At 71.3% G+C, this 16647-nt stretch carries 16 protein-coding genes; 13 read left to right on the top strand and 3 right to left on the bottom strand.

Annotated elements, in window-relative coordinates; translation table 11 throughout:
* The first annotated feature begins 25 nt into the window (after positions 1-25).
* Positions 26-613, top strand: a complete 588-nt coding sequence (locus tag ACIRD8_RS32285) for an HdeD family acid-resistance protein (RefSeq protein WP_403999501.1) — start codon at positions 26-28, stop codon at positions 611-613.
* Between the two features lie 148 nt (positions 614-761).
* Positions 762-1217, top strand: a complete 456-nt coding sequence (locus ACIRD8_RS32280) for an ATP-binding protein (protein ID WP_403999786.1) — start codon at positions 762-764, stop codon at positions 1215-1217.
* Positions 1218-1241: 24 nt separating this feature from the next.
* Here ACIRD8_RS32280 and idi read toward each other — a convergent pair whose 3' ends face one another.
* From idi to galE, 3 genes are all read right to left on the bottom strand, one after another.
* Entirely contained in the window at positions 1242-1835 is a 594-nt protein-coding gene (gene idi, locus ACIRD8_RS32275; RefSeq protein WP_403999498.1) for an isopentenyl-diphosphate Delta-isomerase, read from the bottom strand.
* A gap of 381 nt (positions 1836-2216) precedes the next feature.
* The gene (locus ACIRD8_RS32270; RefSeq protein ID WP_403999495.1) at positions 2217-3158 is read right to left on the bottom strand and encodes a cation diffusion facilitator family transporter; all 942 of its coding nucleotides are present in this window, start codon (positions 3156-3158) and stop codon (positions 2217-2219) included.
* A 183-nt stretch (positions 3159-3341) separates the two neighbouring features.
* Positions 3342-4328: a UDP-glucose 4-epimerase GalE gene (gene galE / locus ACIRD8_RS32265; protein WP_403999492.1), complete on the bottom strand. Its 987-nt coding sequence runs from the start codon at positions 4326-4328 to the stop codon at positions 3342-3344.
* Positions 4329-4635: 307 nt separating this feature from the next.
* Between galE and ACIRD8_RS32260 the strand changes: the two genes are divergently transcribed.
* The 11 genes from ACIRD8_RS32260 (at position 4636) to ACIRD8_RS32210 (ending at position 16489) form a co-directional block, all read left to right on the top strand.
* Positions 4636-6390, top strand: a complete 1755-nt coding sequence (locus ACIRD8_RS32260; RefSeq protein WP_403999489.1) for a DUF5941 domain-containing protein — start codon at positions 4636-4638, stop codon at positions 6388-6390.
* A complete protein-coding gene (locus tag ACIRD8_RS32255; RefSeq protein ID WP_403999486.1) occupies positions 6387-7124 on the top strand; it encodes a sugar phosphate nucleotidyltransferase in 738 nt (245 codons plus the stop codon). The genes ACIRD8_RS32260 and ACIRD8_RS32255 overlap by 4 nt, the downstream gene beginning before the upstream one ends.
* On the top strand, positions 7112-8173 hold the full coding sequence (locus ACIRD8_RS32250; RefSeq protein ID WP_403999483.1) for an iron-containing alcohol dehydrogenase family protein: 1062 nt from the start codon (positions 7112-7114) through the stop codon (positions 8171-8173). The genes ACIRD8_RS32255 and ACIRD8_RS32250 overlap by 13 nt, the downstream gene beginning before the upstream one ends.
* On the top strand, positions 8151-8930 hold the full coding sequence (locus ACIRD8_RS32245; RefSeq protein ID WP_403999480.1) for a CDP-alcohol phosphatidyltransferase family protein: 780 nt from the start codon (positions 8151-8153) through the stop codon (positions 8928-8930). Before ACIRD8_RS32250 ends, ACIRD8_RS32245 begins: the two co-directional genes overlap by 23 nt.
* Positions 8931-8938: 8 nt before the next feature.
* Positions 8939-9811, top strand: coding sequence for a glycosyltransferase family 2 protein (locus ACIRD8_RS32240; protein WP_403999478.1), 873 nt, complete (start codon positions 8939-8941; stop codon positions 9809-9811).
* Positions 9812-9919: 108 nt separating this feature from the next.
* Positions 9920-10849: an ABC transporter permease gene (locus tag ACIRD8_RS32235; RefSeq protein WP_403999475.1), complete on the top strand. Its 930-nt coding sequence runs from the start codon at positions 9920-9922 to the stop codon at positions 10847-10849.
* The gene (locus ACIRD8_RS32230; RefSeq protein WP_403999472.1) at positions 10842-11627 is read left to right on the top strand and encodes an ABC transporter ATP-binding protein; all 786 of its coding nucleotides are present in this window, start codon (positions 10842-10844) and stop codon (positions 11625-11627) included. Before ACIRD8_RS32235 ends, ACIRD8_RS32230 begins: the two co-directional genes overlap by 8 nt.
* Before the next feature lie 420 nt (positions 11628-12047).
* A complete protein-coding gene (gene hpnC, locus ACIRD8_RS32225) occupies positions 12048-12962 on the top strand; it encodes a squalene synthase HpnC (protein ID WP_403999469.1) in 915 nt (304 codons plus the stop codon).
* A gap of 29 nt (positions 12963-12991) precedes the next feature.
* Complete coding sequence (gene hpnD / locus ACIRD8_RS32220) at positions 12992-13912, top strand: presqualene diphosphate synthase HpnD (protein ID WP_187327306.1); 921 nt, start codon at positions 12992-12994, stop codon at positions 13910-13912.
* 88 nt (positions 13913-14000) lie between these two features.
* The gene (hpnE, locus tag ACIRD8_RS32215) at positions 14001-15389 is read left to right on the top strand and encodes a hydroxysqualene dehydroxylase HpnE (protein WP_403999466.1); all 1389 of its coding nucleotides are present in this window, start codon (positions 14001-14003) and stop codon (positions 15387-15389) included.
* Positions 15386-16489: a polyprenyl synthetase family protein gene (locus ACIRD8_RS32210; RefSeq protein ID WP_403999463.1), complete on the top strand. Its 1104-nt coding sequence runs from the start codon at positions 15386-15388 to the stop codon at positions 16487-16489. Before hpnE ends, ACIRD8_RS32210 begins: the two co-directional genes overlap by 4 nt.
* The last annotated feature ends 158 nt before the right edge of the window (positions 16490-16647 follow it).

Genomic DNA, 16647 nt, shown 5'->3' with positions numbered 1-16647 from the left:
GGGCACGCACCGTGAGGAGCTGTCGATGGCCGGACCCACGACCGAGGGCAGGAAGCTCAGCCGGAGCTTCGGCGGGCTCGCCCTGCTGGGCGTCCTGCTGGCCGTCGCGGGGCTCGTCGGGCTCGTCTACACCGGCGTCGCCACCCTCACCTCGATGATCCTGTTCGGCTGGCTGCTGCTCATCGGCGGGCTCGTCGGTCTCCTGCACGCGGTCCAGGCCCGCGGCACCGCCTACTTCTGGCTGGGCGTGGTCGTCGCCGCGCTGAACATCGCCGCCGGCGTCGTCGTCCTCAAGCACCCGGAGGGCACGGCGGAGACGCTGACGATGTTCGCCGCGCTGCTCTTCCTCACCGGCGGGGTGTTCCGGCTGGTCGGCAGCGTCGTCGTACGCGGACCCCAGTTCGGCTGGACCCTGCTGCAGGGAGCCTTCGGGCTCCTGCTGGGGCTGCTGGTGCTCTTCGACTGGCCGCACAGCAGCCTCTATGTGCTCGGCTGCTTCTTCTCGCTGGCGCTGCTGTTCGACGGACTCGGGCTGATCGCGATCGGCGTGGGAGGGCGACGGGTCGTCAGTCTGGTGACGGACCAGATGACGCCCGAAGAAGACGAGAAGTAGTCCAATCACCTGACGCTGTCATACTCACTCGGTCAAATTGCGTCCAGAAGAGACCACTTGCGGTCAGAGCTGCGGTCCGGACCACACTCTTCCCGACACTCATTACTCGATGGTCAGTGAGATGCGAGTCGAGAGCGGGTGGCGGTCCATGGAGAGCCGTGGGAGTGTTCCGGCCCATCCCGTGTCGTACGAGGGGGTGTGGCGCTTCACCGCCCCCGCCGTCGACGTCTCGGTGCCGCAGGCCCGGCGTGCGGTCCGGGACCTGATCGGCCGGCAGGGCGTACCCGTCGAGGACGACATCCTCCACGGGCTGCTGCTGATCGTGTCGGAACTGGTCACCAACGCCGTCCGGCACGCGGCGCTGCTCTCGCCCGAGCTGGCCGTCGAGGTGGCCATCGGCGCGGAGTGGATCAGGGTCTCCGTCGAGGACAACCACCCCTACCGCCCCACGGCGCTGGTCACCGACCACGCGCAGACCGGCGGCCGGGGGCTGCTCCTGGTGCGCGAGGTCACCGCCGAGGCGGGCGGCACCTGCGACGTGGAGCACACCGCGGGCGGCGGCAAGATCATCTGGGCGGCGCTGCCCCTGAAGGCGCAGCTCTGACCGCCCCCTGCCCGGCGCGCGGCTTCACCAGCCCGCGGACGGCCCCGTCAGCTCCCTGACCGCGGGCCGCGCCGCATCCAGCACGGTCATGAACCACGCCGAGAACGGTGCGGCGGCATGCCGCTCCGCGAGCTCGGCCGCGGTCACGAAGGCCGTCTCGCCGACCTCCTCCTCGTCCGGCCGCAGCTGTTCCTGCACCAGGCCGACGAACAGGTGGTTGAACTCCTGCTCCACCAGGCCCGACATGGGATCGGGGTGGTTGTAGCGGACGGTGCCCGCCGCGGCGAGCAGCGAGGGCGAGACGCCCAGCTCCTCGTACGTACGCCGGGCCGCGGCCGCGAACGGCGCCTCTCCCGGATACGGATGGCCGCAGCAGGTGTTCGACCACACGCCGGGCGAGTGGTACTTGCCGAGCGCACGGCGCTGCAGCAGCAGCCGCCCCTGCTCGTCGAAGAGGAAGACAGAGAACGCCCGGTGCAGCTGACCGGGGGCCTGGTGCGCCGCCAGCTTCTCCGCGGTGCCGATGGTGGTGCCGTTCTCATCGACCAGTTCGAGCATGATCGCGTCTGCTGTGCCGTTCGACGAGCTGTTCGCCGCGGTGGCTGGTGTGGTCGGCATACCCATCCTTCGCTTTGGTTCCCGGCCTCGTGCGCCGGACCCCTCGAGTGCGGTCAAGTCTGCCGTACAAAAGCCGCTTGTCCGCACTACGGGTGCTGGCATGTCCGTCCCCGCCGGGTAGCGGATCGTGCCCCTGGGCACCGGCACGGAATCGTCCAGGACCAGCGCCGTCATCGCCTCGTCGGGTGAGAGGGCCCCGGCCGACGCGGCGTGAGGAGTGCCGAGCGGTCAGCCGGTGACCCGGGAGACGAGGAAGGACCGGTGGCTGCGCCGGGCAGCCGTCGTCGCGACAGCCATCGACCTCAGCTCCTTCTCTCTCACGGGCTCCGGGCTCGGAGATACGCCGCAGACCCTAGCACCGGGCGACGGCGCCCCGGCGGCTCAGTGGCAGAGCCGCGCCTCGTGCTCCGCGTGCCCGCTGGGCTCCAGCTGGAAGGTGCAGTGCTCGACGTCGAAGTGGTGGCCGAGGCAGCCCTGGAGTTCGTGCAGGAGCTTCTCGTGGCCGATCGAGTCCAGCATCTCCTGGTGCACCACCACATGGGCGGAGAGGACGGGCATGCCCGAGGTGATCGTCCACGCGTGCAGGTCATGGACGTCCAGCACGCCCGGCAGCGCCGTGATGTGGGCGCGCACCTCGTCCATGTCGACCCCCTTGGGCGCCGACTCCAGCAGTACGTCGAGCGTCTCCCGCAGGAGCTTCACCGTACGGGGGACGATCATGAGGCCGATGAGCAGCGAGGCGATGGGGTCGGCCGCCTGCCAGCCCGTCGCCATGATGATGCCCGCCGACACGAGCACCGTCACCGAGCCGAGCGTGTCCGCCACGACCTCCAGGTAGGCGCCCCGCACATTGAGGCTGTCCCGCTGCCCGCGCATCAGCAGGGACAGGGAGACGACGTTGGCGACCAGGCCGACGGCGGCGAACGCGATGGCCAGACCGCCCCTGGTCTGGGCCGGCGTGATGAAGCGCTCGACGGCCTCGAAGACCAGGTAGCCGCCGACGCCGAGGAGCAGCAGACAGTTGGCCAGCGCCGCGAGGATCTCCGCACGGGCGAAGCCGAAGGTGCGGTTGGGGCCCGCCGGCCGGTTGGCGAAGTGGATGGCCAGCAGCGCCATCCCGAGTCCCAGGGCGTCGGTCGCCATGTGGGCCGCGTCGGCGATCAGGGCGAGGGAGTCGGCGAGCACACCGCCGACGATCTCCATGACCATGACGCCGAGCGTGATGGCCAGGGCGACCCGGAGCCTGCCCCGGTACGCCGCGGCGGCCGTTCCCGTCGGGGGCGGCCCTCCGTGCGTGTGCCCGTGATCGTGGCCAGCCCCCATGCGAATGCCTCCGCAACCCGTTGTGTCCCGTCGTGTCCCTCGGACAGCACGGGCGCACCTCGCCCGATGCGGCCAGTGAACTACGGGGGAGGGGTAAGGGGCAACACGGCACTGAACACCGTTGTCATGTGCTCTGACCTGCGGAAACGTTCGCAGGTCAGAGCGTCGTCAGGGTGCGGTGGCTCACTGTGCGGCGCGGGCCTCCGGGTGGCGCAGGCACCAGCCCTCCCACGCCGACTCCACCATCTCGCGCATGCTGCGGCGTGCCGTCCAGCCCAGCTCCCCGGTCATCCGGGCGGCCGACGCGACCGCGCGGGCCGCGTCCCCCGCCCTGCGCGACTCGACCACGGGCTCCGTGCGCAGGCCCGTGACCTCGCCCACCAGCTCGGCGAGCCGGCGCACCGACACGCCCTCGCCCCGGCCGACGTTCACGGTGAGGTCCCCGCCGTCCGCGCTCCTGTCCAGGTGCGCGGCGACGGCGAGGTGCGCGTCCGCCAGGTCGGCGACATGGATGTAGTCGCGTACACAGGTGCCGTCCGGCGTCGGGTAGTCGTCACCGAAGATCCGCGGAGCCTCGCCCCGCGTCAGCCGGTCGAAGAACATCGGTACGACGTTGAAGACACCCGTGTCGGCCAGCTCGGGCTCGGCGGCCCCGGCCACGTTGAAGTACCGCAGGCAGGCCGTCGAGATGCCGTGGGCCCGCCCCGTCGCGCGCACCAGCCACTCCCCGGCGAGCTTGGTCTCGCCGTACGGGTTGATCGGCGCGCACGGCGTGTCCTCGGTGATGAGCTCCACGTCCGGCACCCCGTACACCGCCGCGGACGAGGAGAGGAGGAAGCGCCGCACACCGGCGGCGACCACGGCCTCCAGCAGCACGCCGAGCCCGGTCACGTTCTCCCGGTAGTAGAGCAGCGGCTTCTCGACGGACTCACCGACCTGCTTCTTTGCCGCGAGATGCACCACACCCGTGACGGCGTGCTCCGCCAGAACCCGGTCGAGCACCTCACGGTCCGAGGCCGAGCCCCGCACCAGCGTGACGTCCGAGGGGAGCCGCTCCGCGATGCCCGACGAGAGGTCGTCGAGGACGACGACCTTTTCCCCGGCCCCTGTCATGGCCTTCGCCACATGTGCCCCGATGTAACCGGCCCCGCCTGTGATCAACCACGTCATACCCCTCAGCCTATGCGCTGTCCGGACGCGGTTTGTGGCGTGAGCCGTTGATCGACGATGATGATCGCGAACGGCGCCGCATGATGGCCGATTCGCCCGAACGGAGCACAAACGGGCGGTGAACTCGGTCTTCCGTTCATCCGATAGCCTCAGCCGACGTGCCGCGGGTCCACCCCTGGGCCGCATGTCGGCGCGCCGTTCCCGTCAGCGCCCCAAGGAGTGAGTTCGTCTGTCGACCGCCATCCTCACCGGTGCGCCGGTACCCGGATCGTCGCTCGAGGACGATCTGCGGTCGCTCGGCTTCGACGTGACTGCCGCAGCCGACGCCTCCGAGGCCGCCGAGCTGCTCGCCGCAGTCCCCGCGAGCAGGCGCGTCGCGCTCGTGGACCCCCGTTTCGTCGGCCATGTCCACGCGCTCAGGCTCGGACTCACCGACCCCCGCTTCGCCGCCGCGTCGATCCCCGGAGCGCTCACCGCGCAGCCCGAGGCCCGCCCCGCGCTGCTCCGCGCCCTCCAGCGGGCCGTCGCCGCCGTCGGTGCCGGGAGCCCCGTCGCGCCCCCCGGTGCCGGACCCGTCACCGAGGAACGCACCGTGCCCGGCCGGCTGGCCGTCGCACTGGACGCCGAGGGCACCACCGTGCAGCGCCCCGAGCTCGGCTCGCTCACGGCCGCGGTTCCCACCGGACCCGAGGAGCGGAGCGCCGCAGAGGCCGCCGTGTCCGCCGTCGACGACGAGGCCGTACGGCTGCGCAGCGCGGTCAAGGCCCACGACGGCTTCTTCACCACGTTCTTCATCAGCCCGTACTCCCGCTACATCGCCCGCTGGTGCGCGCGCCGGGGCCTCACCCCGAACCAGGTCACCACCGCCTCGCTGATCACCGCCCTCATCGCGGCAGGCAGCGCGGCGACCGGCACCCGCGGCGGCTACATCGCGGCCGGGGTGCTGCTCCTCCTCTCCTTCGTCCTGGACTGCACCGACGGGCAGCTCGCCCGCTACTCGCTCCAGTACTCGACGATGGGCGCCTGGCTGGACGCGACCTTCGACCGGGCCAAGGAGTACGCCTACTACGCGGGCCTGGCACTCGGGGCCGCCCGTGGCGGCGATGACGTCTGGGTGCTCGCGCTCGGCGCGATGGTGCTCCAGGCCTGCCGCCATGTCGTCGACTTCTCGTTCAACGAGGCCAACCACGACGCGGTCTCCAACACGAGCCCCACCGCCGCGCTCTCCGACAAGCTCGACAGCGTCGGCTGGACGGTCTGGCTGCGCCGGATGATAGTGCTGCCCATCGGCGAACGCTGGGCCATGATCGCCGTGCTCACCGCCGTGACCACACCCCGGATCGTCTTCTACGCCCTGCTCATCGGCTGCGCCCTGGCGGCCTGCTACACCACGGCCGGCCGGCTGCTGCGCTCGCTGACCCGCAAGGCGCGGCGCACCGACCGCGCCGCCCGGGCCCTGGCCGACCTGGCCGACTCCGGTCCGCTCGCCCAGGCCGTCGCCGCCGTGCTCCGGCGCCCGGGCGGGGGCTTCACGGCCCCGCTCCTGGCGTTCGCCGGAGCGCTGGTCATGGTCGCCGCGGCGCTGTTCGCCCCGTACGGCGGCTGGCTGACCGTGGGCGCAGCCGCGGTGTACGCGGTCCTCTCCGGGCTCGCCGTATCGCGGCCGCTCAAGGGCGCGCTCGACTGGCTCGTCCCGCCGGTCTTCCGGGCCGCCGAGTACTGCACGGTCCTGGTGCTGGCCGCCCGCAGTGATGTGCCGCACGCCGTTCCCGCGGCATTCGGCCTGGTTTCGGCCGTCGCCTACCATCACTACGACACGGTGTACCGCATCCGGGGCGGCACCGGAGCGCCGCCCCAGTGGCTGGTGCGCACCATCGGCGGGCACGAGGGCCGGACCCTGGTCGTGGCCGTACTCGCCGCCGTACTGACCTCCGGTTCAGGTTTCACCACGGCTCTCACCGCGCTCGCGGCCGCCGTGGCTCTGGTGGTGCTCGTGGAGTCCATCCGCTTCTGGGTGTCCTCCTCGGCCCCCGCCGTACACGACGAAGGAGAACTCGCATGATCGGCCTCGTACTGGCTGCCGGTGCCGGACGCCGTCTGCGTCCCTACACGGACACGCTGCCCAAGGCCCTGGTGCCGGTGGACGGCGAGAAGACGGTCCTGGACCTGACGCTGGCCAACTTCGCCGAGGTCGGACTCACCGAGGTCGCGGTCGTCGTCGGCTACCGCAAGGAGGCGGTCTACGCCCGCAAGGCCGAGTTCGAGGCGAAGTACGGCGTGACGCTGACGCTCATCGACAACGACAAGGCCGAGGAGTGGAACAACGCCTACTCCCTCTGGTGCGCCCGTGAGGTCCTGAAGAAGGGCGTCATCCTCGCCAACGGCGACACCGTGCACCCGGTCTCCGTCGAGAAGACCCTCCTGGACGCGCGCGGCAGGGGTCAGAAGATCATCCTCGCCCTCGACACGGTGAAGAACCTCGCCGACGAGGAGATGAAGGTCATCACGGAGGACGGCAAGGGCGTCCGGCGGATCACCAAGCTGATGGACCCGGCCACCGCCACCGGCGAGTACATCGGCGTCACGCTCATCGAGCCCGAGGCCGCCGAGGAGCTTGCCGACGCGCTGCGGACCACCTTCGAGCGCGACCCCGACCTCTACTACGAGGACGGCTACCAGGAGCTCGTGAACCGCGGCTTCACCGTCGACGTCGCGCCCATCGGCGAGGTGACGTGGGTGGAGATCGACAACCACGACGACCTCGCCAGGGGCAGGGAGATCGCGTGCCTGTACTGACCCGCCTCATCCCGTCCCCGGTCGTCGTCGACATCCGGCGCGGCGCGATGGACGATCTGGCCGGTCTCCTCGCCGACCAGCGGATCTCCGCCTCGGGCAAGCTCGCCATCGCGATCAGCGGAGGCTCTGGCCGCGCCCTGCGCGAGCGGCTCGCCCCGGTGCTGCCGGGTGCCGACTGGTACCCGGTCGCGGACGGCACGATCGACTCCGCGGTACGGCTCGCCGACGGCATCAAGGGCAACCGCTACGACGCCGTGGTCGGCCTCGGCGGCGGCAAGATCATCGACGTGGCGAAGTACGCCGCGGCGCGCGTGGGCATGCCCATGGTCGCCGTCGCGACGAACCTGTCCCACGACGGGCTCTGCTCCCCGGTCGCGACCCTGGACAACGACAACGGGCGGGGCTCCTACGGCGTCCCCACCCCGATCGCCGTGGTCATCGACCTCGACGTCGTCCGTGAGGCCCCCGCACGCTACGTCCGCTCGGGCATCGGCGACGCCGTCTCCAACATCTCCTGCGTCGCCGACTGGGAGCTCGCCCACGAGGTCCAGGGCGAGGACATCGACGGGCTCGCGGCCGCCATGGCCCGGCAGGCCGGCGAGGCCGTGCTGCGTCACCCCGGCGTGATCGGCGACGACGCCTTCCTCAAGGTGCTCGCCGAAGGACTCGTCCTGACCGGCATCTCGATGTCGATCGCCGGTGACTCACGGCCCGCCTCGGGCGCCTGCCACGAGATCAACCACGCCTTCGACCTGCTGTACCCGAAGCGCGCGGCCAGCCACGGCGAGCAGGTCGGCCTCGGCGCCTGCTTCGCCATGCACCTGCGGGGCGCGCACGAGGAGTCGCTGCACATGGCGTCCGTCCTGCGGCGCCACGGGCTGCCGGTGCTGCCCGAGGAGATCGGCTTCACCGCCGAGGAATTCGTGCGGGCCGTCGACTACGCCCCGCAGACGCGCCCGGGACGCTTCACGATCCTGGAACACCTCAACTTTTCCACCGACCAGATCAGGGACGCGTACGCCGACTATGCAAAAGCCATCCATAGCTGAACTCCGTCCGGTCGTGCACCCCCCGGGCGTGAAGGACCGGCGCAGCGGTGAGCACTGGGCGGGCCGTCTCTACATGCGCGAGATCTCGCTGCGCATCACCCGGCGCCTGGTCACCACGAAGATCACGCCGAACCAGCTGACCTACGTGATGACCGTCGCCGGTGTGCTCGCGGCTCCCGCCCTGCTGGTCCCGGGCATCCCCGGCGCCCTGCTCGGTGTCGTCGCGGTCCAGCTCTACCTGCTGTTCGACTGCGTCGACGGCGAGGTCGCCCGCTGGAAGAAGCAGTACTCGCTGGGCGGTGTCTACCTGGACCGGGTGGCCGCCTACCTGTGCGACGCGGCGGTGCTGGTCGGTTTCGGCCTGCGCGCCGCCGACCTGTGGGGCCCAGGGCGCATCGACTGGCTGTGGGCCTTCCTCGGCACGCTCGCCGCGCTCGGCGCCATCCTGATCAAGGCCGAGACCGACCTCGTCGGGGTCGCCCGCCACCAGGGCGGGCTGCCGCCCGTCAAGGAGGCCGCGTCCGAGCCGCGCTCCTCCGGCATGGCGCTCGCCCGCCGGGCCGCCGGCGCGCTCAAGTTCCACCGGCTGATCCTCGGCATCGAGGCGTCGCTGGTCATCCTGGTGGTCGCCGTCCTCGACACGGTCAGGGACGACCTCTTCTTCAGCCGCCTCGCGGTCGCGGTCATGGCCGGCATCGCCCTTCTCCAGACCGTCCTGCACCTGGTGTCGATCCTGGCGTCCAGCAGGCTGAAGTGAGCTCTCCCATGAAACTCGGCGCGGTCATCATCACCATGGGCAACCGGCCCGACGAACTGCGCGCCCTCCTCGACTCGGTCGCCAAGCAGGACGGCGACCGGATCGAGGTGGTCGTCGTCGGCAACGGCGCCCCGGTCCCCGACGTCCCCCCGGGCGTTCGGACCGTCGAGCTGCCCGAGAATCTGGGGATCCCGGGCGGCCGCAACGTCGGCATCGAGGCGTTCGGCCCGTCCGGGGCCGATGTGGACGCCCTGCTCTTCCTCGACGACGACGGGCACCTGCCGAACACCGACACCGCCGAGCTCTGCCGGCAGGCGTTCGAGGCCGACCCGAAGCTCGGCATCATCACCTTCCGCATCGCGGACCCGGAGACCGGTGTCACCCAGCGACGGCACGTGCCGCGGCTGCGCGCCTCCGACCCGATGCGCTCGTCCCGCGTCACGACGTTCCTCGGCGGCGCGAACGCCGTGCGCAGCCAGGTGATCGCCGAGGCCGGCCCGCTCCCCGGCGAGTTCTTCTACGCGCACGAGGAGACCGACCTCGCCTGGCGGGCCCTCGACGCCGGCTGGATGATCGACTACCGCGCGGACATGGTGCTCAACCACCCCACCACCGCCCCCTCGCGGCACGCGGTCTACCACCGCATGGTGGCCCGCAACCGCGTCTGGCTCGCCCGCCGGAACCTGCCCGCGCCGCTGGTCCCGCTCTACGTCGGGGTCTGGCTGCTCCTCACGCTGGTCCGCCGGCCCTCCCTGCCCGCTCTCAAGGCATGGTTCGGAGGTTTCCGGGAAGGCTGGACCACGCCCTGCGGACCCCGGCGCCCGATGAGGTGGCGTACGGTATGGCGGCTGACCAGACTGGGCCGGCCACCGGTGATCTGAGAGGCTCTCCTCTGAGACCATGAGCCGTATCGATTCCGTACGGGGAACCTGTCCGCCCTGGCCGCGCCCGCGACCTGCTGCGCATCGTGAAGACGAGAGTTCTTAACTGTGAGTGACACGACCCACGACGGCGGGATTGCGCTGAGCAGCCCGCCGTCCGCCGACGAGGGACTGAGCGCGTCCCAGCTGGCCGACAAGTACGGCTTGACGGTCAGCGGCGCCCGGCCAGGGCTGTTCGCGTACATCCGGCAGCTCTGGGGCCGTCGGCATTTCATCCTGGCGTTCTCGAGGGCGAAGCTGACCGCCCAGTACAGCCAGGCCAAGCTCGGCCAGTTGTGGCAGGTGGCCACGCCGCTGCTGAACGCCCTGGTCTACTTCTTGATCTTCGGGCTGATCCTCGGCACCCGTAAGGGGATGAGCCAGGAGGTCTTCATCCCGTTCCTGGTGACCGGGGTCTTCGTCTTCACCTTCACCCAGAGCTCGGTCATGGCGGGGGTCCGCTCCATCGCGGGCAACCTCGGCCTGGTCCGGGCGCTGCACTTCCCCCGCGCCTCGCTGCCGGTCTCGTTCTCGCTGCAGCAGCTCCAGCAGCTGCTGTTCTCGATGATCGTGCTGGTGGCCGTGGCGGTGGGCTTCGGCAGCTACCCGGCCCTCTCCTGGCTGCTCGTGATCCCCGCACTGGCCATGCAGTTCCTCTTCAACACCGGCCTGGCGCTCGTCATGGCCCGGCTGGGCAGCAAGACCCCCGACCTCGCCCAGCTGATGCCGTTCGTCATGCGTACGTGGATGTACGCCTCGGGCGTCATGTTCTCCATCCCGGTGATGCTGGCGGACAAGCCGCAGTGGATCGCCGACGTGCTGCAGTACAACCCGGCGGCCATCTACATGGACCTGGTCCGCTTCGCACTGATCGACGGCTACGGCTCGGAGAACCTGCCGCAGCACGTCTGGGCCGTCGGGCTCGCCTGGGCGCTCGTGGTGGGCGTCGTGGGCTTCGTGTACTTCTGGAAGGCAGAGGAACGGTACGGCCGTGGCTGAGGAATCGTCCCAGGGACACATCCCCACCGTGATCGCGGACGACGTGCACATCGTGTACCGCGTCAACGGCACGGGCGGCGGCAAGGGCAGCGCCACCGCCGCACTGAGCCGCATCATGCGGCGCGGCAAGGGCGAACCACGAGGTGTGCGCAAGGTGCACGCGGTGCGGGGCGTCTCCTTCACCGCCTACCGCGGCCAGGCCATAGGCCTCATCGGCACCAACGGTTCCGGCAAGTCCACCCTGCTGCGGGCCATCGCCGGCCTGTTGCCGACGGAGCACGGCAAGGTGTACACCGACGGTCAGCCGTCGCTGCTCGGCGTCAACGCGGCCCTGATGAGCGACCTGACCGGGGAGCGCAACGTCGTGCTCGGAGGCCTCGCGATGGGCATGAGCCGCGAGGAGATCCGCGCGCGCTACCAGGACATCGTGGACTTCTCCGGGATCAACGAGAAGGGCGACTTCATCACGCTGCCCATGCGGACGTACTCGTCCGGCATGGCGGCCAGGCTGCGCTTCTCCATCGCGGCCGCCAAGAACCACGACGTCCTCATGATCGACGAGGCGCTGGCCACCGGTGACCGCAAGTTCCGGGTCCGCTCCGAGGAGCGGATCCGCGAGCTGCGCAAGGAGGCGGGCACCGTCTTCCTGGTCAGCCACAACAACAAGACCATCAGGGACACCTGTGACCGGGTGCTGTGGCTGGAGAAGGGCGAGCTCCTGATGGACGGCCCCACCGAAGAGGTGCTGAAGGCCTACGAGCGGGAGACGGGCAAGTAACCGTCGCGCGCGGGCCCCGCCGGAGCGCATCGGCGGGGGCCCGCGGTGTGCGCGCCGTGGTGGGAAGGACCCCCAGGGGCGGTAGGTGCCCGGGTGGATCTCCTCCCGACGGATGACGTCAATTGACCCGGATCCGGGGAAGGTTGACGGCGGCCGAGGTGTTGCACGAGGGCGCGCTCCACCCCGGCGCAGGTTTGTGAGCTGTACAACGTAAGCTGTAGCGGTGCCGATTCGCGGCCATGTGGGGTGATACGCCCCCGGCGCATCGCCCGTTGTGTGCAAGTCGCACTCGGCCGGACGAGCGGCGTGTCCGAAAAGGGATGTTTTGGGTCGGCAGTGTAGAACGGGAGATATGACGGCAATGATGGAAAATCTCCAGCTCCGACGTGGTTTCGCCGTCCCCGCGTCGGGTGGTCCGCAGTGACCCGTACCCAACAGGTGCACGCCGACACCACCGCCACGCTCGACAAGGCCGCCGACGAGAACTTCCCCGTGGCCCCCTTCTTCCTGCCCCGCGCCTGGCGCGACGACCTGATGGCCGTCTACGGGTTCGCCCGCCTGGTCGACGACATCGGTGACGGCGACCTGGCACCCGGCGGCGCCGACGCCCGCCACCTCGGCCTCGAACCCGGACAGGACGAGGACCGCCTCGCCGCACTGGACGCCCTCGAAGCCGATCTCCACCGCGTCTTCTCGCAGGCCGGCGACGGCCCGCGCCATCCCCTGATGCGCGCCCTGCGCCCCACCGTGCGGCGCTGCGCGCTCACCCCCGAACCCTTCCTCGGGCTCGTCGAGGCCAACCGGCAGGACCAGAAGGTCCGCCGCTACGGGACCTACGCGGACCTGCTCGCCTACTGCGAGCTCTCCGCCAACCCCGTCGGCCGCCTCGTCCTGCAGATCACCGGCACCGCGAGCCCCGAGCGCATCCGCCGCTCGGACGCCGTCTGCACCGCCCTGCAGATCACCGAACACCTCCAGGACGTCGCCGAGGACCTCGGCCGCGACCGGATCTATCTGCCCGCCGACGACATGGCCCGCTTCCACGTCGGCGAGACCGACCTGGCGGCACCGTCCGCGGGCGCGGCGGTGCGCGCCCTGATCGCCTTCGAGGCGGAGCGCGCCCGAGACCTGCTGGACGAGGGCATCCCCCTGGTGGGCAGCGTCACCGGCCGGCTCAAGCTGCTGCTCGCCGGATTCGTCGGCGGAGGACGGGCCGCACTCGGCGCGGTCACGGCCGCCGGTTTCGACGTACTGCCCGGACCGCCCAAGCCCACCGCGCCCAGACTGCTGCGCGACGTGGCAGACGTCCTGCGAAGAGCGCACAGAGAGGGGTGAACCGGACCGTGGAGGGACAGACGACGTACATGTCGGCACCGGTACAGGCCGCGTACAGCTACTGCGAGGCCGTGACCGGACAACAGGCCCGCAACTTCGCGTACGGCATCCGACTGCTGCCGTACGAGAAGCGGCAGGCCATGTCGGCGTTGTACGCCTTCTCCCGTCGGGTCGACGACATCGGCGACGGCGAGCTGGATCCGGAGACGAAGCACACCCGGCTGGAGGAGACCCGGGGACTGCTCGTCAGGATCCGGGACAACGCCGTCGACGAGGACGACACCGACCCGGTCGCGGTCGCGCTGGCCGACGCCGCGCACCGGTTCCCGCTGCCGCTCGGCGGCCTCGACGAGCTCATCGACGGCGTGCTCATGGACGTGCGCGGCGCGACGTACGAGACCTGGGCCGACCTGAAGACGTACTGCCGGTGTGTCGCGGGTGCCATCGGGCGCCTCAGCCTGGGCGTCTTCGGGACGGAAGCCGGCGCGCCCGGCGCCGAACGGGCCGCGGAGTACGCCGACACCCTGGGCCTCGCGCTCCAGCTCACCAACATCCTGCGCGACGTCCGCGAGGACGCCGGCAACGGGCGTACGTACCTGCCCGCCGACGACCTCGCCAAGTTCGGCTGCTCCGCCGGATTCCACCGGGCCACCCCGCCGCCCGGTTCCGACTTCGCCGGTCTGGTGCACTTCGAGGTGCGGCGCGCCCGGGCACTCTTCGCCGAGGGCTACCGGCTGCTGCCCATGCTGGACCGGCGCAGCGGTGCCTGCGTGGCGGCCATGGCCGGCATCTACCGCCGGCTCCTCGACCGGATCGAACGCGATCCCGAGGCGGTCCTGCGCGGCAGGGTCTCGCTGCCCGGCCATGAGAAGGCGTACGTTGCGGTGCGCGGCCTCTCGGGCCTCGACGCGCGGTACATCTCACGCCGGACGGCCAGGGGGAGGGTCTGATGACGGGTCCGATCCGACGTGCGGGACGGGCAACCCCCGGACGCCACGGCGCGTCCCTGTCTGCGACGACACGGCGAAGGGAGCAGGCATGACCGGCCGGAACCCTCGGTCCTCCCGAGCGGTGGTCGTCGGCGGCGGACTCGCGGGCGTCACCTCGGCGCTGCGCCTCGCCGACGCGGGGCTTGACGTGACCCTGCTCGAAGGACGCCCCCGGCTCGGCGGGCTCGCCTTCTCCTTCCGCCGCGGCGACCTGTCCGTCGACAACGGCCAGCACGTGTACCTGCGCTGCTGCACGGGCTACCGCTGGTTCCTGGACCGGATCGAGGGGGCCCACCTCGCCCCGCTGCAGGACCGCCTCGACGTGCCCGTCCTCGACGTGGGCCGGCCCGCAGGACCGAGGCTCGGACGGCTGCGCCGCACCGGGCTGCCCGTACCGCTGCACCTCGCCGGCGGGCTCGCCGCCTACCCGCACCTTTCCCTCGCGGAGAAGGCGGGAGTGGCCCGCGCCGCACTGGCGCTGGGCCGTCTCGACCCCGCCGACCCCGCACTCGACGCCATCGACTTCGCGACCTGGCTCCGCCGCCAGGGCCAGTCCGACCGCACCATCGAGGCGCTCTGGGACCTCGTCGGCGTCGCCACGCTCAACGCCACCGCGCCGAACGCCTCCATGGCGCTGGCCGCGAAGGTCTTCAGGACGGGGCTTCTCTCCGAGCCCGGTGCCGCCGACATCGGCTGGGCGGCCGTGCCGCTCGGGGACCTCCACGACACCCTCGCCCGCAAGGCGCTCGAATCGGCGGGGGTCGAGATCCATGTGCGTACCCGCGCCGGTTCCCTCACCCGCGCCGAGGACGGCCGCTGGGCGGTCGAGACCGACGGCGAACGGTTCGAGGCGTACACCGTCGTCCTCGCCGTGCCGCAGGGCGAGACCCACCGGTTGCTGCCCGACGGCGCGCTCGACGACCCCGGCCGGCTGCTCGACCTCACCGACTCACCGATCCTGAACGTGCACGTCGTCTACGACCGCAAGGTGCTGCGCAGGCCGTTCTTCGCCGCGATCGGCTCACCCGTGCAGTGGGTCTTCGACCGCACGGAGTCCTCCGGCCTCCAGGGAGCCGGACAGTACGTCGCCGTCTCCCAGTCCGCGGCGCAGGACGAGATCGACCTGCCCGTCGCCGAGCTGCGCGAGCGCTACGTACCGGAGCTCGAAAGGCTCCTCCCGGCGGCGCGAGGGGCCGGGATCCGCGACTTCTTCGTCACCCGGGAACGCACCGCGACCTTCGCACCCGCGCCGGGCACGGGACGCCTGCGGCCGGGCGCGCGGACGCGTGCCCCCGGGCTGCACCTGGCGGGGGCATGGACCGCCACCGGCTGGCCCGCCACGATGGAGGGCGCCGTCCGCAGCGGCTTCAGCGCCGCGGATTCCGCGCTCCAGGCCCTCGGCAGGCCACATGAACATCCGCTGCAGGAGGCGGCATGAGCAGTACCACCGGAACAAGAGGAGAGTCTGTGACCCCGGCGAATCCGGCTTACGACACCGTGGTGGACACCGCGGACGTCACCGCGCTTCTGGAGCGTGGAAGGGCCCTGTCAGCGCCGGTGCTGCGAGCTGCCGTGGGCCGGCTGGCGCCGCCCATGGACACCGTCGCGGCCTATCACTTCGGCTGGATCGATGCCGAGGGCCGGCCTGCCGACGGCGACGGAGGCAAGGCCGTGCGTCCCGCGCTGGCCCTGCTGTCCGCGGAAGCGGCCGGCGCCCCCGCGGAGGCCGGGATCCCCGGAGCCGTGGCTGTCGAACTCGTGCACAACTTCTCGCTGCTGCACGACGACCTGATGGACGGCGACGAACAGCGCCGTCACCGCGACACCGTGTGGAAGGTGTACGGCCCCGCCCAGGCGATCCTCGTCGGCGACGCGCTCTTCGCGCTGGCCAACGAGATCCTGCTGGAGCTCGGCACCGTCGAGGCCGGGCGGGCCGCCCGCCGGCTGACCACGGCCAGCCGCAAGCTGATCGACGGTCAGGCCCAGGACATCTCCTACGAGCACCGCGAGCGGGTCACCGTCGAGGAGTGCCTGGAGATGGAGGGCAACAAGACGGGCGCCCTGCTCGCCTGCGCCGTCTCCATCGGCGCCGTGCTCGGCGGAGCCGACGACCGTACCGCCGACATCCTGGAGGCGTACGGCTACCACCTCGGCCTCGCCTTCCAGGCGGTGGACGACCTGCTCGGGATCTGGGGCGACCCGGAGTCCACGGGCAAGCAGACGTGGAGCGATCTGCGTCAGCGCAAGAAGTCCCTGCCCGTCGTGGCCGCGCTTGCCGCGGGCGGACCGGCCTCGGAGCGTCTGGGCGAGCTCCTCGCCGCCGACGCGAAGAGCAGCGACTTCGACAGCTTCTCCGAAGAGGAGTTCGCCGCCCGTGCGGCACTCATCGAGGAGGCGGGCGGCCGCGAGTGGACCGCCCAGGAAGCCCGCCGTCAGCACGCGGTAGCCATCGAGGCGCTGCACGGCGTCGACATGCCGGAACGAGTGCGGGCGCAGCTCACCGAGCTCGCCGACTTCGTGGTCGTACGAAAGAGATGATCACCATCCAGATATGACTCGCAGTCGCCGGGGGGGGGGCCCCCCCGGGGCCCCCCCCCGGGGGCCCCCCCCCCCCCCCCCCCCGGGGGCCCCCCGGGGGCCGGCGGGCCCCCCCGGCCCGGGCAACACACCGGCGCGCGCCACCCCCCCCGCGCCCC

Origin of the sequence: Streptomyces sp. NPDC102451 (assembly GCF_044765485.1) — a bacterium.
GTDB lineage: Bacteria > Actinomycetota > Actinomycetes > Streptomycetales > Streptomycetaceae > Streptomyces.
Note: the sequence above shows the minus strand (reverse complement) of the source record. Positions and strands in the feature narration are given on the sequence as shown.